Source organism: Pseudomonas sp. A125 (assembly GCF_055409485.1).
Map to the genome: position 1 here is coordinate 1 of NZ_JBUZVP010000004.1, position 21,928 is coordinate 21,928.

18 protein-coding genes and 1 riboswitch are annotated in these 21,928 nt (G+C 61.4%); of the genes, 7 read left to right on the forward strand and 11 right to left on the reverse strand.

The window, feature by feature from the left end; genetic code table 11:
* Positions 1–156: 156 nt before the first annotated feature.
* From cpdA to ACZRN6_RS06805, 3 genes are all read right to left on the reverse strand, one after another.
* Entirely contained in the window at positions 157–972 is an 816-nt protein-coding gene (gene cpdA / locus ACZRN6_RS06795) for a 3',5'-cyclic-AMP phosphodiesterase (protein ID WP_322148602.1), read from the reverse strand.
* 99 nt (positions 973–1,071) lie between these two features.
* On the reverse strand, positions 1,072–1,521 hold the full coding sequence (locus ACZRN6_RS06800) for a DUF1249 domain-containing protein (protein ID WP_322142971.1): 450 nt from the start codon (positions 1,519–1,521) through the stop codon (positions 1,072–1,074).
* Positions 1,512–2,129 (reverse strand): NUDIX domain-containing protein, encoded by a 618-nt coding sequence (locus ACZRN6_RS06805; protein ID WP_464007536.1) that lies wholly within the window; start codon positions 2,127–2,129, stop codon positions 1,512–1,514. Before ACZRN6_RS06805 ends, ACZRN6_RS06800 begins: the two co-directional genes overlap by 10 nt.
* 212 nt (positions 2,130–2,341) lie before the next feature.
* On the opposite strand from ACZRN6_RS06805, the gene ACZRN6_RS06810 reads away from it, so the two are divergent.
* On the forward strand, positions 2,342–3,088 hold the full coding sequence (locus ACZRN6_RS06810) for an RsiV family protein (protein WP_464007537.1): 747 nt from the start codon (positions 2,342–2,344) through the stop codon (positions 3,086–3,088).
* Here the strand turns inward: ACZRN6_RS06810 and cytX are convergent.
* Positions 3,057–4,346, reverse strand: coding sequence for a putative hydroxymethylpyrimidine transporter CytX (gene cytX, locus ACZRN6_RS06815; protein ID WP_322142968.1), 1,290 nt, complete (start codon positions 4,344–4,346; stop codon positions 3,057–3,059). The two genes, ACZRN6_RS06810 and cytX, sit on opposite strands and share 32 nt — an antisense overlap.
* A 189-nt stretch (positions 4,347–4,535) precedes the next feature.
* Positions 4,536–6,440, reverse strand: coding sequence for a phosphomethylpyrimidine synthase ThiC (gene thiC, locus ACZRN6_RS06820; RefSeq protein WP_464007538.1), 1,905 nt, complete (start codon positions 6,438–6,440; stop codon positions 4,536–4,538).
* A gap of 145 nt (positions 6,441–6,585) precedes the next feature.
* Positions 6,586–6,691: riboswitch (TPP riboswitch) on the reverse strand.
* A 195-nt stretch (positions 6,692–6,886) separates the two neighbouring features.
* Between thiC and ACZRN6_RS06825 the strand changes: the two genes are divergently transcribed.
* On the forward strand, positions 6,887–8,326 hold the full coding sequence (locus ACZRN6_RS06825; RefSeq protein WP_322142967.1) for a TolC family outer membrane protein: 1,440 nt from the start codon (positions 6,887–6,889) through the stop codon (positions 8,324–8,326).
* A gap of 118 nt (positions 8,327–8,444) precedes the next feature.
* On the opposite strand, the gene waaA is transcribed toward ACZRN6_RS06825, so the two are convergent.
* Both waaA and ACZRN6_RS06835 read right to left on the reverse strand, forming a co-directional pair.
* On the reverse strand, positions 8,445–9,722 hold the full coding sequence (gene waaA / locus ACZRN6_RS06830) for a lipid IV(A) 3-deoxy-D-manno-octulosonic acid transferase (RefSeq protein WP_464007539.1): 1,278 nt from the start codon (positions 9,720–9,722) through the stop codon (positions 8,445–8,447).
* A gap of 23 nt (positions 9,723–9,745) precedes the next feature.
* Positions 9,746–10,636 carry a LysR family transcriptional regulator gene (locus ACZRN6_RS06835; RefSeq protein ID WP_322142965.1) on the reverse strand — a complete coding sequence of 297 codons (891 nt, stop codon included), beginning with the start codon at positions 10,634–10,636 and terminating at the stop codon, positions 9,746–9,748.
* 103 nt (positions 10,637–10,739) lie between these two features.
* On the opposite strand from ACZRN6_RS06835, the gene ACZRN6_RS06840 reads away from it, so the two are divergent.
* From ACZRN6_RS06840 to ACZRN6_RS06855, 4 genes are all read left to right on the forward strand, one after another.
* Positions 10,740–11,075 carry a DMT family transporter gene (locus tag ACZRN6_RS06840; protein ID WP_003209492.1) on the forward strand — a complete coding sequence of 112 codons (336 nt, stop codon included), beginning with the start codon at positions 10,740–10,742 and terminating at the stop codon, positions 11,073–11,075.
* 153 nt (positions 11,076–11,228) lie between these two features.
* Positions 11,229–12,404: an NAD(P)/FAD-dependent oxidoreductase gene (locus ACZRN6_RS06845; RefSeq protein WP_322142964.1), complete on the forward strand. Its 1,176-nt coding sequence runs from the start codon at positions 11,229–11,231 to the stop codon at positions 12,402–12,404.
* Entirely contained in the window at positions 12,401–13,213 is an 813-nt protein-coding gene (locus ACZRN6_RS06850; RefSeq protein WP_464007540.1) for an aldo/keto reductase, read from the forward strand. The genes ACZRN6_RS06845 and ACZRN6_RS06850 overlap by 4 nt, the downstream gene beginning before the upstream one ends.
* A 41-nt stretch (positions 13,214–13,254) precedes the next feature.
* Complete coding sequence (locus ACZRN6_RS06855; protein ID WP_464007541.1) at positions 13,255–14,223, forward strand: metal ABC transporter ATPase; 969 nt, start codon at positions 13,255–13,257, stop codon at positions 14,221–14,223.
* A 133-nt stretch (positions 14,224–14,356) separates the two neighbouring features.
* Here the strand turns inward: ACZRN6_RS06855 and hldE are convergent, their stop codons facing one another.
* The gene (gene hldE / locus ACZRN6_RS06860; protein ID WP_322142962.1) at positions 14,357–15,778 is read right to left on the reverse strand and encodes a bifunctional D-glycero-beta-D-manno-heptose-7-phosphate kinase/D-glycero-beta-D-manno-heptose 1-phosphate adenylyltransferase HldE; all 1,422 of its coding nucleotides are present in this window, start codon (positions 15,776–15,778) and stop codon (positions 14,357–14,359) included.
* A gap of 156 nt (positions 15,779–15,934) precedes the next feature.
* Entirely contained in the window at positions 15,935–17,740 is a 1,806-nt protein-coding gene (msbA, locus tag ACZRN6_RS06865; RefSeq protein ID WP_322142961.1) for a lipid A export permease/ATP-binding protein MsbA, read from the reverse strand.
* Between the two features lie 158 nt (positions 17,741–17,898).
* Between msbA and ACZRN6_RS06870 the strand changes: the two genes are divergently transcribed.
* Positions 17,899–19,788, forward strand: coding sequence for an O-antigen ligase family protein (locus ACZRN6_RS06870; protein WP_464007542.1), 1,890 nt, complete (start codon positions 17,899–17,901; stop codon positions 19,786–19,788).
* A 62-nt stretch (positions 19,789–19,850) separates the two neighbouring features.
* Here the strand turns inward: ACZRN6_RS06870 and ACZRN6_RS06875 are convergent, their stop codons facing one another.
* Together ACZRN6_RS06875 and ACZRN6_RS06880 are read right to left on the reverse strand one after the other, a co-directional pair.
* Positions 19,851–20,735, reverse strand: a complete 885-nt coding sequence (locus tag ACZRN6_RS06875; protein ID WP_464007543.1) for a glycosyltransferase — start codon at positions 20,733–20,735, stop codon at positions 19,851–19,853.
* Positions 20,732–21,880 carry a glycosyltransferase family 4 protein gene (locus tag ACZRN6_RS06880; RefSeq protein WP_322142958.1) on the reverse strand — a complete coding sequence of 383 codons (1,149 nt, stop codon included), beginning with the start codon at positions 21,878–21,880 and terminating at the stop codon, positions 20,732–20,734. Before ACZRN6_RS06880 ends, ACZRN6_RS06875 begins: the two co-directional genes overlap by 4 nt.
* Positions 21,881–21,928: the final 48 nt, after the last annotated feature.

Consider the following 21,928-nt stretch of genomic DNA (forward strand, 5'->3'; position numbering starts at 1 on the left):
GTCTCAACAGCTCGGGTGCTTAAATCTGCCAAGGCGGATAAACGGACTTGAAGATGACTTTAAACGGGGTTTTAAACGTAGACCTTGAAAGGCATGGCTGTAAGAGCGGAACCCTAAGTAGCCGTTACCTAAACAACGGATATACCCCCAAAACCGTCAATACCCGTCACTACCGTAATCCACCTGAAACACAAACCCCTCAACCCGCTCCACGCCAGTGTCCAACCGCCCGTCGGCATGCAACCGCAGCCAGCGATACCCCGGCGCCTGCTCACTCACCTTGAAATCCTCACTCCCGGGAGCGAACTGAATGCACGTAGACGGCGAAGCCAACAAACGCACCCCATTGCGCTCCCGATCAACCTCCTGATGCACATGCCCCCAAAGCACCGCCCGCACCTGCGGAAACCGATCCAACACCGCAAACAGCGCCTCAGGATTACGCAACCCGATGGGCTCCATCCACGCGCACCCAATCGACACCGGATGATGGTGAAAACACACCAGATGATGCCGCGTCGGCGCCTCACTCAACGACTGCGCCAGCAATTGCAGCTGCTGGTCCTGCAAATACCCCGGCACCGAGCCCGGCACAGCCGAGTCCAGCAGGGTCACGCGCCAGTTGCCCACATCCACCACCGGCTCCAGCAGCGCGCTGTTGATCGCCGCCTGCTGCATCACCTGCGGCTCATCGTGGTTACCCGGAATCCAGCGCGCCGGCGCCTGCACCTGCCGGGTCATGTCGCGAAACGCCTGATAGGACGCAAGCGTACCGTCCTGGGACAAATCCCCAGTGGCCAGCACCAGGTCAATCTGCGGCTGCTGCGCCAGCACCGCGTCGATGACCCGTTGCAAACTGTCGCGGGTATTCATGCCCAGCAGCGCGCCGTCCGCCTCGGCGAACAAATGGCTGTCGGACAACTGTACCAGCAACGCCGAAGCGTCAGGGTTCAAGGCGGATACGCTCGGCAAGGCGTTCTCCCAGGGCGTGATCACAGGAATGGTCATGTGAGGCGATTATGCTGGGGCAGGACACAAAGAGGAAACCCGTGAAGCGGACACAGTTCACATCTATCGAACGACTTCGAACTCGTGGCCCAGGGCCAGGCAGTGGCTCAACCATTCGCCGAGGAACACATTGAGCTGTGCTTTCTCATCGGGCTGGTGCATGAACACATTGGGATAAGGATAGATGCTGCGAAAGCGTCGTGCATGCTCGGCACTGATTACTTCGGCCATGCGGGCGTCGTGGTACACCTGCACTTCCAGCTGCGGCACCGGCAACCATGGCAGGCTGTGCTCCTGGCGCACCCGCAGGGTGGTGGTGTACGGGCAGTTCACGATCACTTCCAGGGTCAGCACACCGAGCATCTGGTCACCGTGGGTCACTGCGATGCGCCGCGCCTCGGGGGTGTGGCGCATGTCCGGCAACAGCCGCATCAGCCGTGCATAGTTGGCCTCGCAGGCTGCTTGCAGCCCGATCAGGTCAACCCGATATCGCTCCCGTGTCTTTACTGCCATAACCCCCTCACTTCTGCGCGATTAAGCGCAAGCCATTGCAGGGCAATAATGCTCGCTGCGTTGGAAATTTTACCGTCACGTACCGCTTGCAGGGCATCTTCAAAAGCCCACACGGTGACGCGGATATCTTCGGCTTCCTCTTCCAGTCCATGGACGCCACCGGCCCCGGCGCTTTCGCAACGCCCCAGGAACAAGTGGACAAATTCGGTGCTGCCGCCCGGCGATGGAAAGTACTGAGTGATCGGCCAGAGGGCGGAGAATGTAAGGCCAGCTTCCTCTTCGGCTTCGCGGTGTGCAACCTCCTCCGGTTGCTCATCCTTGTCGATCAGGCCGGCGACCATTTCGATCAGCCATGGGTTGTCGGTACGGCCCATGGCGCCCACGCGAAACTGCTCGATCAACACCACTTCATCGCGCTGCGGGTCGTAAGGCAGCACACACACAGCGTCATGACGAACAAAGACTTCACGACTGAGCTCACGGCTCATGCCGCCATCAAACTTCTCGTGCCGCAGCTTCAGCCGGTCCAGTTTGTAGAAGCCCTTGTAGGCATTGTCGCGCTGAACAATCTCGACTTTGCTCGGCGTCGATTTCGCTGTGTCCGTCATATCAACCCTCGTTTTTTGCCTTGCGGTATCGAGGCGGCCTCGACATCGCGCCATCCTAACGCGCTCGTGCCCCTTGATGCAGCCCCTTTCCGGTTGCCGGGATAGACGGCGGGCGTCAAACTCACTCTAATCAGCTTAGTGGCGAACTGACTGCCTTGTCGGTAGTCGAAGCTCCACAATTTTCGCTTTCAATCGATTTACGAAGGACACACATGTCGCTTTTAAAAATCGCCTCCGTGGCCTGTATCGCCCTGACCCTCGGCGCTTGCCAGAGCCTGTTCCAACCCAGCTACGTCAAGTCGCTGGACACCACCGCCGACGCCTCCGAGCAGATCAAACCCGGCTGCGGCAGCCCGGATTGCCCGCTGGTGAACATCGACACCGTGCATTTCCCGTCCGAGCCACAATTGGACCAGATCGTCGAACAGCGCCTGCTGCAGATGGCCCGCACCTCGCCCGGCCAGAGCATGCCTGCCACCCTGAACGCCTACCGGGACAAATTCCTGCGTGAGTCGCCTGACCGCAACAGCATGTACTTGCAGGCCAAGGTACGTGAGCAGCATGACGGACTGGTGATCGTTGAAGTCTCCAGTTACCTGGACACCGGCACCGCCCACGGCGAGCCGGGCCGTGGCTTCATTAACTATTCACGCCTGCTGCACAAAGAGTTGAGCCTGGCCGACATGCTGTTGCCGGGCCAGGAAGATGCGTTCTGGAAGACCGCAAAAGTCGCCCACAACAACTGGCTGATCAACTCGCAGATGGACCGTGACCCGGAGTTCGTGAAGAACTGGCCGTTCCAGAAAACCCCGAATGTGGCGCTGACCAGCAATGGCGTGGTGCTCAAGTACAACGTGACCACCATCGCCCCTTACGCATTGGGGCTGATCGAAATGACCATCCCCTATGCGCGCCTGACCGGTGTGATCAAACCTGAGCTGGTGCCCGCACGCCACTGAAGGCCCGGCCCAGGATGAAGTGCAACAGCCCTGCCAGCACCAGCGCCGGCAGGGTCGCGCCGACATCCGGGTACAGATTGGCCAGCAAATGATAGGTGCTGATGCCACCGAGCCAGGCCAACAGTGCCGGCCAGCGCAGGTTGGCGGCGACCCCATGGCCACGGCGACGCAGGATGAAGTGATCCACCAGCACCACACCGAACAGCGGCGCGAACACCGAGCCGATCAGCAACAGGAAGTTCTGGTACTGCGCCAACGGTGCGAAGCAGGCGATCAGCGTGCAGACAACGCCGATGGCCAGCGCCAGGTGCTCGACTTTCAAGCGCAACAGAATCCCGCTGGACACCGCCGCCGAGTGAATATCGGCGAAGGCGTTTTCTGATTCATCCAGCAGGATCAGCAGCAGCGGAATCCCCAGGCCGGCCCCGGCCAATGCCAGCAGCAACGCATTCACTTCACCGCTCGGCGCAAACGCCAGGGTGTAGGCCACGCCCAGGCTCATCAGCCAGAAGTTACCGATAAAGAAGCCCAGCGCCGTGCCGCCGAACACACTTTTGGCGCGCTTGCCGAAGCGCGAATAGTCGGCAATCAGTGGCAGCCAGGACAACGGCATGGCGATGGCGATATCAAAACCCACCGCAAATGGCATCGAACCGTCACCGGCCTGGGCCCAGAGTGCGGCCAGGTCAGCCTTGGCGAACAGGTTCCAGGTCAGCCACAGGCAGGCGGCGAGCAACAGCCAGATGCCCCACTTGCGCAAGACCTGGCGCACAAAGGTCAGCGGGCCACTGACGGCGAGCAAGGTTGCGAGTGCGCCGAATACCAGGGTCCAGAACAGCGGGCTGGCCAGCAGGCTGCCTTCGCTGAACGCGCGTGTCCCCAGCAGGCTGGCGGCATCGCGCATCACGATGATTTCGAATGAACCCCAGCCGATCAACTGCAGCAGGTTCAACAGCGCAGGCACGCTTGCGCCCTTGATGCCGAGACTGAGCTTGAGGGCGGCCATGGAGGACAAGCCGGTGTCGCTGCCGATCACGCCGACGGCCGCCAGCAGCAGTACGCCGACCAGGGTGCCGAGGAAGATCGCCAGCAACGAGCCGGAAAGGCCCAGGCCCGGCGCCAACAGCGCGCCGGTTTGCAGGACCATCAGGCCGATGCCCAGGGAGAACCACAGGGAAAAGAGATCGCGGGCGCCGAAGACGCGCTTGTCGGTGGGCACCGCGATGTCTGGGGAATAGGTGCTGGGTTGAATGCTCAAGGGGGTTATCTCGGAGGGACACTATTATTTGAATCAGCAAAGCCCCCTGTGGCGAGGGAGCTTGCTCCCGCTGGGCGGCGAAGCCGCCCCAAAATCTGCAACTGATGAGTGTCGGTTAAAACACCGATCCAGATTCTGGGAGCGCTGCGCACTCCAGCGGGAGCAAGCTCCCTCGCCACAGGTTCTGATTCAGACCTTTTTGTACAGCTGACTGCCTTCCTGCTTGAACCGCTCCGCCTGCTCCGCCAGTCCCTTGGCCACGTCCACATCCACCGCGTCAATGCGCTGGTTGGCGGCGTACTCACGCACTTCCTGGGTGATCTTCATCGAACAGAATTTCGGCCCGCACATCGAGCAGAAATGCGCGACCTTGGCCGAATCCTTCGGCAAGGTTTCATCGTGGTAGGAACGCGCCGTGTCCGGGTCCAGGCCCAGGTTGAACTGGTCTTCCCAGCGGAATTCGAAGCGCGCCTTGCTCAAAGCGTTGTCGCGAATCTGCGCCCCCGGGTGCCCCTTGGCCAAATCCGCCGCATGCGCCGCGATCTTGTAGGTGATGATCCCGGTCTTCACGTCATCCTTGTTCGGCAGGCCCAAATGCTCTTTCGGCGTCACGTAGCAGAGCATCGCGCAACCGAACCAGCCGATCATCGCCGCACCGATACCCGAGGTGATGTGGTCGTAGCCCGGCGCAATGTCGGTAGTCAGCGGCCCGAGGGTGTAGAACGGCGCCTCGTCGCAGCACTCCAACTGCTTGTCCATGTTCTCCTTGATCAACTGCATCGGCACGTGGCCCGGGCCTTCGATCATGGTTTGCACGTCGTGCTTCCAGGCGATCTTCGTGAGCTCGCCGAGGGTTTCCAGCTCGCCGAATTGCGCGGCGTCGTTGGCGTCGGCAATCGAACCCGGACGCAGGCCATCCCCCAGGGAGAAGCTGACGTCGTAGGCCTTCATGATTTCGCAGATTTCGTCGAAATGGGTGTAGGTGAAGTTCTCTTTGTGGTGCGCCAGGCACCACTTGGCCATGATCGAACCGCCCCGGGAAACGATGCCGGTCACGCGCTTGGCAGTCAGCGGTACGTAGCGCAGCAATACGCCGGCGTGGATGGTGAAGTAGTCGACGCCCTGCTCGGCCTGTTCGATCAGGGTGTCGCGGAACAGCTCCCAGGTCAGGTCTTCGGCGGCGCCGCCGACTTTTTCCAAAGCCTGGTAGATCGGCACGGTACCGATCGGTACCGGCGAGTTGCGGATGATCCATTCGCGGGTTTCATGGATGTGCTTGCCGGTTGACAGGTCCATCACGGTATCCGAACCCCAGCGAATGCCCCAGGTCAGTTTCGCCACTTCTTCTTCGATGGACGAACCCAGGGCGCTGTTGCCGATGTTGCCGTTGATCTTCACCAGGAAGTTACGGCCGATGATCATCGGTTCCAGTTCGGTGTGGTTGATGTTGGCGGGAATGATCGCGCGGCCACGGGCGATTTCTTCGCGCACAAATTCCGGGGTGATGATTTTCGGCACGCTGGCGCCAAAGCTGTGGCCGGCGTGTTGCTGGTCCAGCAGGCCGGCTGCGCGTGCTTCTTCCAGCTTCATGTTTTCGCGGATGGCGACGTATTCCATCTCGGCCGTGATGATGCCCTGGCGGGCGTAGTGCATCTGCGTGACGTTGGCCCCGGCCTTGGCACGGCGCGGGTTTTTCACGTGGGCGAAACGCAGGGCGGTCAGCTCGGCATCGCTCAGGCGCTGTTGGCCGAAGTGCGAGCTCAAGCCCGACAGGCGCTCGGTGTCGCCACGGGATTCGATCCACGGCGAGCGCACATCGCCCAGGCCTTTGCGCACGTCGATGATCACGTTCGGGTCGGTGTACGGGCCGGAGGTGTCGTAGACCACCACCGGCGCGTTGATTTCGCCGCCGAAGTCGGTAGGCGTCACGTCGAGGCTGACTTCGCGCATTGGCACGCGGATATCCGGACGGGTGCCCTGGACGTAGATTTTTTGCGAGCGGGTAAACGGCTGTACGGAACCGGAGTCGACCTTGGCCGATTCACTCAAGTGCACAGTGTTTTTTGATTTTTGGCTTTTTAATTCGATGCTCATCACGGGCTCTCCAACTATCCAGGCGGTGGATTTTTGTCGGAGCGAACCTGTGACGGATGGACGCACTGTGAAAGTGCTGTGCTTGGCGCACGGGCTGTTCGATTGTCGAACAACATCCCGGACGAAGCACAAGAGGACTCGCCGGGTGACGAGAAATCTTGTTCCCTACGCAGGCGTTAACCTGATCAGGTTCAACGGGATCCGGTATTTACCGATCTCAGCCTCATAGCAAGGCACCCCGACAAGAACGCCGCCAGTCTAGACCATGGAGCAGGCAAATTGCCAACGGCGGTGCATTCAGCGTGATGAATGGCGCAATTACAGGATTGTTGTGCCGTGATAGCGCCACTACACTCGGTGACTGCTTGAGGCCTTGACGCCAGGAATGGGCCGCCTTAGCCTTGGGCACCAAATTATCGCCGTAATATTATTCTAGGGATCGCCTCATGCTGCGCAAACTTTCACTGGCTCTCGCCGTGTCTTGTGCGACCAACGGACTGGTCTGGGCAGCTGAAGCGCCCCTGACGACCAAAACCGACCTGGTCAGCGTCTACCAGGAAGCGGTGGACAACAATGCCGACCTGGCCGCCGCCCGCGCCCAGTATGGCGCGCAGAAAGAAGTGGTGCCCCAGGCCCGCGCCGGCTTGCTGCCGAACCTGTCTGCCGGTGCCGACATCAATAACGTACGCACCCAGCTGGATCAGCCGGCCGCCACGGTCAACCGCGATGCGCATTCCTGGCGCGCAACGTTGAGCCAGCCACTGTTCCGCGCCGATCGCTGGTTCCAGTTGCAAGCCGCTGAAGCCGTCAACGAGCAGGCTGCGCTGCAACTCTCGGCCACCGAACAGAACCTGATCCTGCAAAGCGCCGAAAATTACTTCTCCGTACTGCGGGCCCAGGACAACCTGGCCTCGACCAAGGCCGAAGAAGCCGCGTTCAAGCGCCAGTTGGACCAGTCCAACGAACGCTTTGACGTGGGCCTGTCGGACAAGACCGACGTGCTGCAATCCCAGGCCAGCTATGACACCGCACGCGCCAACCGGATCCTGGCCCAGCGCCAGGTAGACGACGCCTTCGAAGCGCTGATCACCCTGACCAACCGCCAGTACAACTCGATCCAGGGCATCGTGCACACGCTGCCGGTGCTGCCACCGTCGCCAAACGACGCCAAGGCCTGGGTCGAAACCGCCGGCCGCCAGAACCTGAACCTGCTGGCGAGCAACTATGCGGTCACCGCCGCCGAAGAAACCCTCAAGCAACGCAAGGCCGGCCATGCACCGACCCTGGATGCCGTGGCGCAGTACGAAAAAGGTGACAACGACGCCCTGGGCTTCAGCAACCCGAGCGCCTTCGGCCAGCCGTACCACGGTGACGTGTCGCAACGCACCGTGGGCTTGCAGTTGAACATCCCGCTGTACAGCGGCGGCCTGACCAGCTCGCAAGTGCGTGAATCCTATTCCCGCCTGGGCCAGACCGAGCAGCAGCGCGAAGGCCTGCGCCGCCAGGTGGTGGAAAACACCCGCAACCTGCACCGCGCGGTTAACACCGATGTGGAACAGGTACAGGCGCGCCGCCAGTCGATCATCTCCAACCAGAGCGCAGTGGAAGCCACGGAAATCGGGTACCAGGTGGGCACGCGCAATATTGTCGATGTGCTGGACGCCCAGCGCCAGCTGTACACCTCGGTGCGCAACTACAACAACAGCCGCTACGACTACATCCTCGACAACCTGCGCTTGAAGCAGGCCGCAGGGACGTTGAACCCGGGGGATTTGCAGGACCTGGCGCGGTACCTGAAGGCCGACTACAACCCGGACAAGGACTTCCTGCCGCCGGACCTGGCCAAGGCCGCTGCGGCGCAGTTGAAGGCTAACCCTGGGTATTAAAGACAACACATAACCCATGTGGGAGCTGGCTTGCCTGCGATTGCATCACCTCGGTTTAACTGATGTACCGAGGCGCCTGTATCGCAGGCAAGCCAGCTCCCACATTTGATGTGTGTTGTTATACGTTAAGCAGCCGGCCCAACCCGTCCAGCAAACGCTTCAACGCGCCCTGATTCGCCCGCATCACTGCCAGCCCCGCCTGGCCCATCTTCTGCGCGTCCTGCGGCAGCTCGAACAAGCGCTGCACGGCCACCGCCAAACCTTCGGCATCGTCCACTTCCTGCAACGCGCCGGCGTCGCGCATCATCGCGCTGATCTCCAGGAAGTTGAACACGTGGGGCCCGCAGATCACCGGCTTGGCCAAGGCCGCCGGCTCCAACGGGTTATGCCCGCCCGTGGCGACCAGGCTGCCGCCGACAAAGGCGCTGTCGGCCAGGGCATACAAAAACAGTAGCTCGCCCATGGTGTCGCCCAACAACACCGAGGTTTGCGCCGTCACCGCGTCGCCGCTGGAGCGACGCACCGTGGCGAAACCCTGCTGCTGGCACAGCTCGAACATCGGGTTGAAGCGCTCCTGGTGGCGCGGCACCAGAATCAGCAGTGCATTGGGATAGCTGGCGAGCAACTGGCGATGAGCAGCCAGCACCACTTCATCCTCACCTTCGTGAGTGCTGGCGGCGATCCACACCGGGCGCTCGCTGGCGTGCCATTGCTCGCGCAAGGCGGCGGCACGCGCCAGCAGTTGCGGGTCGATGGTCAGGTCGAACTTGATCGAGCCGGTGACCTCGACAGTCTCGGGCCGTGCACCCAGGCTACGAAAACGCTCGGCCTCGGTCTCGGTCTGGACAGCGAACAGGCTCATTTGCGCCAGCATCGGCGCGGTCAGTTTGGCGAAACGCCCGTAGCCCTTGGCTGAACGGGCCGACAACCGTGCGTTGGCCAATGCCACGGGAACTCCGCGTTTGGCGCACTGGTGAATGTGGTTGGGCCACAGTTCGGTTTCCATGATCACCGCCAGTTTCGGCTGCACACGATCGAGAAAACGCTTGGCCGCACACGGCAAGTCGTACGGCAGGTAGCAGTGCTGGATGCGCGGCTCGTTGGCAAATAACGCCTGGATGCGCTCGGAACCGGTGGGCGTCATGCAGGTGACCGTGATCGGCAGCTGTGGATAACGCTGCAGCAACCCGCGAATCATCGGCGCGGCAGCGATGCTTTCGCCTACCGACACCGCGTGCACCCAGATCCCGCCCGGCTGCATCGCCGGCAGGCCCCAGGAAAAGCGCTCGCCCACGCGCTTGGCGTAGGCCGGCGCCTTGCGGGCCCGCAGCCACAGACGTAAAGCCACCAACGGCAGCGCCAGGTAAAACAGACAGCTGTAGAGAGTTCTATTCATGGCGGCGGAGTTTATCGGCTTTTTCAGTCGATCGCCTGCAAGCACTCGGCAAAACGCTCGGCGAGAAAACGCGCGGCCGGGCCCAGAGGCTCATCGCGGCGCCAGACCAGTTCCACCACCAGCGCCGGCGGGGTCCATTCGCTGTTCAACTCGACCATCTGGTTCTGGTAGGCCGGGTACTGCACCACATGCCGTGGCAGCCAGGCCCAGCCCAGCCCACGCGCCAGCCATTCAGCCAGCACGTAGAAGCTGTCGGCGCGCCACACTTGCGGGCTGGCAGCCTCGCTGCCGGGATACACACTGGTCTGGGTCGCCATCAGCAACTGGCGAAACTGTGCAAGACGTTGGCAGTCCACGGTCTTTTGCGTCGCAAGAGGATGGTTCCTGCCGCAGACCGTAACCATCTCCACGCTGCCCAGCACCCGGCGCTCCAACGCTTCGGGGATTTGATCGTGATAGAACAACAGGCCCAGGTCGGCTTTGCGCTCCACCAGTTTGCGCGCGACATCGCCTTGGGCGGCGCTGGATAACTGCACTTCCAGGCTGGGAAATTTCCCCGCCAGCGCTTCAAGGCTATCGAGGACCGGCTGGTAGAGCATGGCCTCGTCCTGGGCCAGGCGCAGACGTGCCTCTTCGCCACGCATCAACGACAGGGCGCGGCCATTCAGGCGCTCACACTGGCGCAAGACCTCCCGCGCCTCTTCGAGCAATGCCGTGCCGGCTTCGGTCAAGCGAGGCTGACGGCCGCTGCTGCGGTCAAACAGGCATACCCCCAGGTCTGCCTCCAGCAACGCAATCCCATTGCTCACCGCCGATTGCGCCCTGCGCTGGTCCCGTGCCACCGCCGAGAACGAACGTTGCTCGGCGACGCTGACAAACAGGCGCATTTGCTCAAGACTCCACTGTACGCTCATGACCTGGCCCATCTTAAATTCGGATAGGTAATGACTTTACCGCACCTGATATGCCTTTAGAATGCCGACCTTATCAAGCGACCCCGCACCGAGGATTTACCCCATGAACGCCGCCTACTATTACCTGGCCATTGCCATTTGCTCGGAAGTAATCGCCACCGTTTCCATGAAAGCGATCAAGGGTTTCAGCACGCCGATCCCACTGTTGCTGGTGATCGTCGGCTACGGCGTGGCCTTCTGGATGCTGACGCTGGTGGTGCGTACCGTGCCGGTGGGTGTCGCGTATGCAGTGTGGGCCGGGATGGGCATCGTGATGGTCAGCATCGCCGCGTTGTTTATCTACGGGCAGAAACTGGATATCCCGGCGATGTTGGGGATGGGCCTGATTGTGCTCGGGGTGGTGGTGATTCAGCTGTTCTCGAAAACGGCCGGGCACTGAGCGTTCACGTGAGACTCAATTGAGGCTGAAACTCGCAGCCTCGTTCCACTCGACAGCTCCTACGGTGCGTATGTCATAAGGGTGCGTTGGGGCGAAGATTCACTTCATGAGCCTGTATACTGCGCAGCCTGTCTTGAACACTGAGGTCGCTGCATGCCATCCGTTATTTCCACCGACGTTCTGATCGTCGGCGCCGGGGTTGCTGGCCTCTGGCTCAATGCGCGCCTGCGCCGCCAGGGCTTTTCCACGGTGCTGGTGGAAAGCGCCACCCTCGGTGGCGGGCAAAGCGTGAAGTCCCAGGGGATCATCCACGGCGGTGCAAAATACGCACTGCACGGTGCGCTCACCGGTGCCTCCGAAGCTATCGCCGACATGCCCCGCCGCTGGCGCGAGGCGCTGGCGGGCAACGGAGAGCTGGACTTGTCCGGGGTACGCCTGTTGTCCGAAGCCCACTACCTGTGGTCGCCGGGGACGATCGCCGGCAACCTCACCAGCTTCTTCGCCAGCAAGGCCGTACGTGGCCGCGTCGATCAGGTGAAAGGCGACGACCTGCCACCCGCCCTGCAAGACCGCCGCTTCAAAGGCAAGGTCTACCGCCTGGCCGAGTTGGTGGTCGACGTCCCGAGCCTGATCGAACGCCTGGCGCAACTGGCGGGTGACGGCCTGCTCGCCGGGGAGAAGGTCGAACCGTTAATGGAAGATGGCGCACTGGCAGGCTTGAAGGTCGACGGCCGCGAGATCCGCGCCCAGCGTATCGTCCTCAGCGCCGGTGGCGGCACCGCGGACTTGCTGAACGCCCTGGGCCTGAGCCAGCCCGCCATGCAACGCCGTCCGCTGCACATGATCATCGCCAAGGGCCCGGGCCTCAAGCCGCTGTACGCCCACTGCCTGGGCGGCGGCACCAAGCCGCGCATTACCATCACCACGCACCCCGCCGACGATGGCAATTGGGTGTGGTACATGGGCGGTGATATCGCCGAGGCCGAAGGTGTAGCGCGTACCCCGGAGCAACAGATCGCCACCGCACAAAAAGAGCTGGCCCAACTGTTGCCCTGGATCGACATGAGCCAGACCCAGTGGGCCACCCTGCGCGTGGATCGCGCCGAGCCGCTGCAGTCGGGCCTGACCCGCCCGGACAACGCCTTCCTCGCCGAGCAGGGCCGCCTGCTGGTCGGCTGGCCGACCAAGCTGGCATTGGCACCGGACTTCGCCGACCGGGTTATCGACGCGCTGGAACGTGACGGCATCAAGCCTGGCACCTGCGAAAAACTGCCTGAGCTGCCCAAACCCGCTGTGGCCCAACCCGCCTGGGAGCAACTGCTGCCATGAGCCTGCCGACCCTGCATGACCTTTACCGCCCGCTGGGCAGCACCGGCCTGCTGGTCTCGCCGCTGGGACTTGGCACCGTCAAGCTGGGCCGCGACCAAGGGGTGAAATACCCCAGCGGCTTCCAGATTCCCGATGATGATGCTGCGCGTATGCTGCTGCGTCAGGCTCGCCAACTGGGCATCAACCTGATCGACACTGCGCCCGCCTACGGCCGCAGCGAAGAACGCCTGGGCCCGCTGTTGCGCGGCCAGCGCCAGGAGTGGGTGATTGTCAGCAAGGTGGGCGAGGAGTTTGCCGAGGGCGTGTCCCATCACGATTTCAGCGCTGCCCATACCCGGCTTTCGGTTGAGCGCAGCCTGAAGCGGCTGGAAACGGATTTTATCGACCTGGTGCTGGTGCACTCCGACGGCAACGACCTGCATATCCTCAACGAATGCGAGGTTTATCAGACCCTCGAAGACCTTAAGCGCGAGGGCAAGATTCGCGGTTTCGGCTTTTCCGGCAAAACCGTCGAGGGCGGTATAAAGGCTCTGGAACAGGGCGACTGTGCCATGGTCACCTACAACCTGAACGAGCAGGCCGAGAAAGCCGTCATTGATTACGCTGCCGCCCACGGCAAAGGCATCCTGGTAAAAAAAGCCCTGGCCAGTGGACATGTTTGCCTGGATCCAGGAGTGGATCCAATTCACGCCAGTTTCATGCTGTTGTTTGCGCAAACTGGCGTTGCCAGTGCTATTGTCGGGACCATTAATCCGCTGCACCTCGCCCACAACGTGGCGACCGCTGCCAAGGTCATTTGCCAACTCTGATGCCGCCGACGCGGCCGACCCCGACGCAAGAAGGAGCCGACATGCCGCGAACGCTCATTAGAAAAAACCCGAGTAACTTCAAGACACTGCCGCTGCACGTCGAAGCCACCCCTGAAGGCTTGAGTTACCAGAGTGTCGGCATGCCGCTCAACTTTGCCCAGACCCTGCAGCGGCGTAAGCCGGTGGAGGTCAAGGACACTGAACGTTTTGTGCTGGAACTGGCCAACCTTGGCGTCTCGGTACGCCTGACCCTGCACTGGCAAAATCGCGATTACTGGGTGCTGGTGCGCCAGCGTCGGCAAGACCGCGGCGACGTGGTGCTCAAGCTGATCTCCGGTTATGTGCCGGCCCACGAACTGAACTTGCCGCTGCACACCGCCATCCAGGAAATCGCCGAGGAATGCCTGCTGGAAACCCCGGAAGGCTGGCTGGGCGGGCGCTTCAATGACACCTGGCTGCCAGCGCCCTACTCGTCCGCCCTGCATTACCGCGAAGCCTTGCCGTTTCGTCTCTCGCCGCTGTCCGGAGCCGCGCGGCCGGTGCGCTGCGCCACCATGCAATTGATCGAACGGCCACGCGCCTACGTGCACCTGCCGACGGCTTCGCTGCAACTTATTTATGACTTGCGCCTGGAAGTGCCCAAGGAGGCTAAGTCCCTGAGCCTGTTTCACGTGGACGAACGCCTGGAAGGCGACCAACTGTTGGCCCGCCTGGACCGCCAGCGCCCGGACTTGTACCTGATGCCGCTGAAGGACGGACAGCCGTGTGCAGAGCTGTACACCTTGAAGAAGGATCAGCTGTATCCGGCGAGTACGCGAGGGTTGTATCTGGCAGAGAGTTTTGCCCAGCAGGAAGGCTGGATCGTGCGTGACGAGCGGATCCGCTGGAAAGACTGGCTACGCCAACAAGGGCTGAGTGCGCCGGAGAAAGAGTCAAAGTTGAAACGCTTGACGGGTAAGGCGCGGCAGATCTTGCGCAAGATCGTGCCGAAGAAAAAAGCCAACCGGTAACGGGACGTCAGGTCGCGGCGGTCAAATGTGGGAGCGAGCTTGCTCGCGAATGCGGTGTGTCAGTCACTGCATCTGCTAGCTGACCCAGCGCCTTCGCGAGCAAGCCCGCCCCCACACAAGCCCGCTCCCACAATCAGTTATTACGGATCTTCTCGACAATCGCCGTGGTCGAGCTGTTTTCCACCAGCCCCAACACTTTGACCTTGCCGCCATAAGCGCTGACGATATCGGCACCCACCACTTGGTCGACCGAGTAATCACCGCCCTTGACCAGCACATCGGGCTTGACCTGGGCCAGCAGGTTTTCCGGGGTCGCCTCGGCAAAGCTGATCACCCAGTCCACCGCGCCCAAACCCGCCAGCACCGCCATACGGCGGTCGACACTGTTGATCGGCCGGCCCGGCCCTTTCAGGCGGCTGACCGACGCATCGTCGTTGACCGCCACGATCAAGCGATCGCCTTGGGCACGCGCCTGCTCCAGGTAGGTCACGTGACCGGCGTGCAGGATATCGAAACAACCATTGGTGAAGACAATGCTTTCGTTATGGGCCCGGGCATCGTCAATCGCCAGCAGCAATTGCTCAAGGCTCAACACACCACGCTCCGAACCTTCCTCACGCTGGATAGCGCGACGCAGTTCCGGGGCACTGATGGCTGCCGTACCGAGTTTACCGACCACAATGCCTGCCGCCAGGTTGGCCAGGGCCACCGCGTGGGGCAGTTCCTCACCCGCTGCAATCGCCGCGGCCAGGGTGGAAATTACCGTGTCACCGGCGCCGGTTACGTCGAACACTTCACGGGCCCGCGCCGGCAAGTGCATGGCCGGCTGATCGGGACGCAGCAAGGTCATGCCGTGCTCGCCACGGGTCACCAGCAAGGCGCCCAGGTCGAGGTCGGCCATGAGCGTGGCACCCTTGGTCACCAGCTCGTGCTCGTCGGCGCAGCCGCCGACGATGGCTTCAAATTCACTGAGGTTCGGCGTGATCAGGCTGGCGCCCCGATAAATCGAGAAGTCCTTGCCCTTGGGATCTGCCAACACCGGAATGCCCCGGGCCTTGGCGGCCTGGATCAGCACCTGGTGATTTTTCAAGGCGCCTTTGCCGTAGTCAGACAGCACCAGCACCTTGATACCTTCGAGCATTTCGTCAACCTGGGCGCTGAGTGCCTGGGCGTCGGTGGCGAAGGGTTCTTCAAAATCGATACGCAGCAATTGCTGGTGACGACTCATGACCCGCAGCTTGACGATGGTCGGCTGGTGGGGAATACGCTGGAACAGCGCACGCACACCAGCACCGCGCAGGCTGTTGGCCAGGCTGTCGGCAGCCTCGTCATCGCCGGTCACACCCACCAGGGAAGCCGGGGCGCCGAGGGCGGCAATATTGAGGGCAACGTTGGCAGCGCCACCTGGACGGTCTTCGATTTGCTCGACCTTGACTACCGGTACCGGTGCCTCAGGGGAAATCCGTGAGGTACCGCCATGCCAGTAACGGTCGAGCATGACATCGCCGACCACCAAGACAGGGGCTTGATCGAATCGCGGCATGGACAACTTCATGGAGCAACCCACATACAAAATGAACAGGGGCGCGATATTACCACAGGGTTGTCAAAGGCTTGTGCAATGTAGGGCCCGGCTTGCCGGCGATGCAATCACTGCGGTTTTTCAGTGCAACCGCGATGATGCTATCGCCAGCAAGCCGGCGCCTGCAGTTCAGGTGATGTCGGCCGAAACCGGTGCGTCCAGGCCCATGGCGTGCAGGCGGGCGTAGTAACCGTTTTGCGCCAGCAACTCGCCATGGGTACCACGCTCGACGATCCGGCCATCGTCCATCACCAGGATCAGGTCGGCTTTCTCGATAGTCGACAGGCGGTGGGCAATTACCAACGTGGTGCGGCCCTGCATGACCTTGTCCAGGGCCGCCTGGATATGGCGCTCCGACTCGGTGTCCAGCGCCGAGGTAGCCTCGTCGAGGATCAGCAGTGGCGCGTTCTTCAGCAACGCACGAGCAATCGCCAGGCGCTGGCGCTGGCCACCGGACAACAGCACGCCGTTTTCGCCGACCTGGGTATCAAAGCCTTTTGGGAGCTGGTCGATGAAGTCCTTGGCGTAGGCGTCGGCAGCAGCCGCTTCAACCTCCGCCCGAGGGGCGCCTGCGAGGTCACCGTAGGCGATGTTGTTGGTCACGGTATCGCTGAACAAGGTCACGTGCTGGGTAACCTGGGCGATGTGCCGGCGCAGGTTGAGCAAGCGGTAATCTTCGATCTCCACACCATCAAGCAGGATTTCGCCGCTTTCATGATGGTAGAAACGCGGGATCAGGCTGGCCAGTGTCGACTTGCCGCTGCCCGAGCGCCCCACCAGGGCAACCATCTGGCCGGGCTCTGCGGTAAAGGTGATGTCCTTGAGCACATGGCGCTCGGTGCCGGGATAGGTGAAGTTCAGGTTGCGCACTTCCAGGCGACCGCTGACCTTGTCGCGCTCGACGGTGCCGCCATCGACCTCAACCTCTTCGTCCAACTGCTCGAAAATGCTTTCGGCACCGGCCACGCCACGCTGGATGGTCGAGCTGACCTCCGACAATTGACGGATCGGCTTGGGCAGCAGGCCGGCCAGGGTGATGTAGGCCACCATGTCGCCGGCCGACGCGTCACCGCGAAGGTACAGAACCAGGAACATCAACACCGCCATCGCGGTGTAGATCACCAGTTGCAGTGCCGGCGTGTAGATCGCCCCGGTACGGGTCATGCGCAGTTGCTTGTTGGTGTTGCTCAGGCTGGCCTTGAGGAAACGCTTCTGCTCGTAGACCTCGCCACCAAAGCTGCGCACCACGCGGTAGCCCTGGATGGTTTCCGAGGCAACGTGGGTGACATCGCCCATGGCGACCTGGATCTTCTTGCTCTGCTTGCGGAATTTCTTGCTGGCCGTGCTGACCATTACCGCGATCAGCGGCAGGATCGCGATCATCACCAGCGTCAGGCGCCAGTTCATATACAGCAGCGAGGCGAACAGGAAGATCACTGTCATGCCTTCGCGAATCACCACCTTGATCGCATCCGTCGCCGCACCCGTGACCATGGTCACGTTAAAGGTGATGCGGGAAATCAGGTGCCCCGAGTTGTGGTTATCGAAATAGCGATTCGGCAGGGTCAGCAAGTTGTTGAACAGTTGCACCCGCAAGTCATGGACCAGGCCCAGGGAAACCTTGGCCAGCAAGTAGTTGCCCAGGAACGAGCCGAGGCCTTGCCACGCGGCGATCACGATGATCAGCAGCGGTACCGCCTGCAACAGTTGCAGGTCACGCAGCAAAGGCACGCTGGGAAACAGCACCGCCTCTGGGTTGGACAGGCCATCGACAAAATACTTGAGGATGTAGCCCAGCATTGGCTGGGTCGAAGCGAATATCAGAAAGCCGACAATACTCAGCGCAAACAAGCCGGCATAAGGCTTAACGTAGGTGAGCAGGCGGAAGTATATTTTCAAGCTCGAAGGGCTTGCGCTCGGACTGGAGTCGGTCATATCACGCGGCGGTTTTGAAAAAGGAGGCTGACTTTAGCACAGCTTCTCTGTTGTACTTGCACCGGCAAGCCTGCAGCCAGGTTGGATCCAACAAGCGACATTATATAGCCACTACCTTAGTATGCTCGACTTTCTCAGTTCAGGAACGGCTTTCCCGTATGCACTCAAAACGCCTCATCTATAGCTCAAATCGCGTATTCGACTTCCTGTGCCTATGGATTTTGCCGATCGGCCTCTTGCTCCTCTTGAGTGCGCTGTTCTTTGTTTCCAACCGCAATGTGATGCACAAGTTTTATTACGGCCTGTTCAGCGCCCCGACGTTGCTGCTGCTGTGCCTGCGCCCCAGGGAATGGAAGGAGGTCCTGCGTGAACCGCTGGCGATCGCTTTCCTGGTGTTTTCAGCCTGGGCTCTGATCAGCCTGCTCTGGAGCCCGGAAGCCCATCCGGATACCGACCTGTACCGGCGCCCGCTGCATACCTTCATGCTGTTTGCCGGGTGCGGCTTGCTGCTGCACTACCGCAATGACCTGTTCAAGCCCATCTTCTTCAGCGCCGCAGTGATCGCAACCGTCGTCTGCGCGATCAACCTGGTGGCCTTTGCCTCAGGATTCGAGCCTGGAATGCGCATGATCGGAGGCCGTGGCGCCCTCGACAATCCGCTGCTCAGTTCCCACGTATTCGGCTTTTTCTGTGTGTATTGGCTGTATGTCTGCGTCACCACCAAACGCTTGCACGCGCTGTGGCTGAGCGTGCCGGCGCTGGCAATCATGACTGTCGCCGTGCTGGCCACAGGCTCCAGGACACCGTTGGTTGCTCTGGTGCTCGCGGTGCTCTGGATGGGCTTACTCAGCCGAAATCGCCGTTCAGTGCTGATGGTTGCCGGCCTGGTACTGGCAGCCGCCGCACTGTTGCTGTTTTACCCGCACCTGATCACCGAGCGCGGCAGCTCATTCCGTTTTGAAATCTGGCAGATTATCCTGGGGCGGATCGCCGATCACCCATGGATCGGCCACAGCTACGACTCCGACCTTTACGTACTGCCTGCCAACTATCCCTCCGAGCCGCTTCGCGAACCCCACAGCTTCGCCTTGGGCGTGCTTTATTACGTCGGCATCATCGGTTTCATCCCGTGGGCCTTCATGCTCGCCTGGGGTTTGTACAAAGGCCTCAAGGCACGCGCACAACCGCTGTTCATCCTGGCATCGTCATTGCTGGCGTACGGCATCGGTGCCGGCCTGACCGAAGGCGGTGGCATTCTTTCGCGGCCCAAAGAGCACTGGTTCCTGCTGTGGATCCCGCTGGCGTTGCTCGCCGGCCTGAGCATCGCCCAGCGCCGCCGCAGCCTGCTGCGCATGCCGGTGCAAAGTCTGAAACCCCAGGCGTTCGAACAACTGTGCAGCAACGCCCACGTGATCGAGGCCGACGGCCTGGGGCCCAAGGTCCTGCGCCTGGAAGACGGCAGCTTCCTGAAACTGTTCCGCGCCCGGAACTGGTACACCTCAGGTAGCTTCAACCCTTACTCCGAGCGGTTTGCCAGCAACAGCGAGCAATTGCGTGAGCGAGGCGTTCCTTCACCGGCGATCCTTGGCCTCTACGAGCTTCAGGACCACAGCAGCGCCGTGCAGTACCAGCCGCTGCCAGGGCTGACCCTGCGCCAGGCCTTGCAAAGCCTGGACAGCAGCCTGCGCGAATCGCTGATTGAACGCTTCGGCCAGTTCATGGCGCAGTTGCACGAGCGCGGCATCTATTTTCGCTCGCTGCACCTGGGCAACGTGCTGTTGATGGATGACGGCGAGTTCGGCCTGATCGACGTGGCAGACATGCGCCTTTACCCCTCGGCGCTGCGTAACGCCCTGCGCCAGCGCAACCTGCGGCACATGCAACGTTATCCGCAAGACCGCAACTGGCTGTTCGAAACGCATTTTGAGCAGTTGGCCAAGGGCTATGCCTCGGTTGCATCCCCGGCCGCCACGGCGAAGATCCGCGCGCAGGTACTCAAGCTCAAGCGCCCGGCCCCGCAGGAAGCGGGCCCGGCCACGGCAAAGTGATGACTTGACCCCTTGAGACGCTCCCGGGCCATTGCGGTGTAAGCAATGGCCCGGTAGCAGCGCTAGGCAGTGCGCTGAGGCGTCAGGTACAACCGCACCAACCCCCGCAAGGTCTTGCGACCCCAGAACTTCAAGGGAACCTGCTTGAGGATCTCCCGCGCCAGTGGGCGGTCGCGGTCGGCGGTCTTGAGGAACATCGAGTTCAGGAAGTTGAAGCGAACCTGATCATAGGCCGGGTGATCGCTGAACAACGCGTAGGACTTGAGGATGTTCTGAATCATGTAGCGATGATTCTTGTACGTGTTGGTCGAGTGCTGACGATATTGCGCCATCACCTTGTTCAACACGTCGATGGTGTAGCCGGCGTGGGTGATCTTCAGTTCGATCAGCAAGTCTTCCAGGGGGATCTGCGGGTCGAACCCACCTACCTCCTCCAGCGCATGCCGGCGAATCATCAGCGTCGGTGCCGGCGGGAAGGGTTTGCGGTCCAGGAACAGGTCGTCGAAATCCAGGCTGCGAAACGGCAGGTCGCGACGTTGCTTCTTTTCCGGATACGGCTTGCCGTCACCATCGATCAGCTCGATGTTACCGGCGCAGATGCCGACCTTGGGCTTGTCTTCCAGATAAGCAACCTGAGTGGCGATACGGTCCGCCAACATGATGTCATCAGAACCCAGTGGCGCGATCAGGCTGCCCTTGGCCCGGGCCACGGCGCCATTTAGGGTCCTGGTCAGGCCCTGGTTCTGCTGCACCTGGAAATCAAAACCGTGTTCGGCCTGCAGACGCTGGATGCGCTCCACGCTGTCATCCTTGGAACCGTCGTCCACCACCAGCAGTTCGATGTTCGGGTAGGTCTGGCCGAGCACACTGAGGATGCTCTGTTCGATGTACGGGCCGTGGTTGTACGACGCAATGATCACACTGACCAGGGGTTGTTGCTGACTCATGCTTTACCTACTTCCCGCAGACCGGTTTCGATCAGGTTCAAATACTTGTGCCGGAACTCGTCCAGGGTGTGGTTTGCTTCCAGGTAGCGGAACACTTGCTCGCCCTTGGCGCGCAAGTCTTCGTCACTCAGTGCCAGGTAGGTGTCCAGCGCCGCCGCCAACTGCTCGACATTGCCCGGGTCATGGGACAGGCCGCCTGCCCCCTCTACCAGCGGCAACATTGCCGGGCCGTTAGAAGCAATGACCGGCAGATGCCCGCTCATGCCTTCCAGCAGCGCCAGGCCCAGGCCTTCGAACAGAGAAGGCATGGTCCAAATATCAAAGCCTCGTACGTACTTCATACCATCTTCACGAAAGCCCAGCAGGTGCGCGCGGCCCGTCAGGCCCAGGCGCTCGATGTCGGCACGCAGGTCGGCTTCGGCGCGGCCGGAGCCGATGATTCCCACCTGAGCCTCAGGGTATTTGTCCTTGAGGGTAGCGAAGGCTTGCAGCAAATGGGTGTGGCCCTTGATCGGCACCAGGCGGCCCAGGGCGCCAATCATCCGCGCATCCAGCGGCAAGCCCAGGGCCTTGCGCGCTTCATCACGCGGCAACTGCAAGGCTTCGGCCTGGGGAATGTCGATCGCGTTGGTGACAAAGGTGGTGTTTTCCCGGGTGAACCCGCAATTGAGGTCTACCAGGTAATCCTTCACCGCTGCCGACACTCCGACAAACCGCCACGCCGGGCTGACCCACTTTTGCGTCTGGCGTCGGCGATACCCACGGGCGTACTCGCCAAAGCCGTGGGAGATGCCGATGCACAGAGGGATCTTCAACCAGCGGTTGAGGGACAGCATCATGTTCACCGACTTGAAGCGGTTACAGATGACCACGTCGAATTTCTGCTCGCGGCAGTACTTGTAGATCTGCCACATGGCGCCGAAACGAATGCCCTTGAGGGACTTTTCCGGCAACTCGAAGTAATGGGAGTGTTCAGCCACGCTCAAGGGCTGGCCGGGCAGCGGACGGCCGCTGAGGAACCCGGATGTGACCTCGAAACGTTCAGCCGGCAAAGCCTTGACGATCTGCTCGCCGAGGTCGGCGAAGTCGTGGGTCTTGACGTTGTAGTCCGGCTGTAACTGCAAAACCTTGAAACGAGGCTTCATAACTCTCCATGCTGCAATCTGGCTGCGGGCACGCAGCCCGGCGAAAAA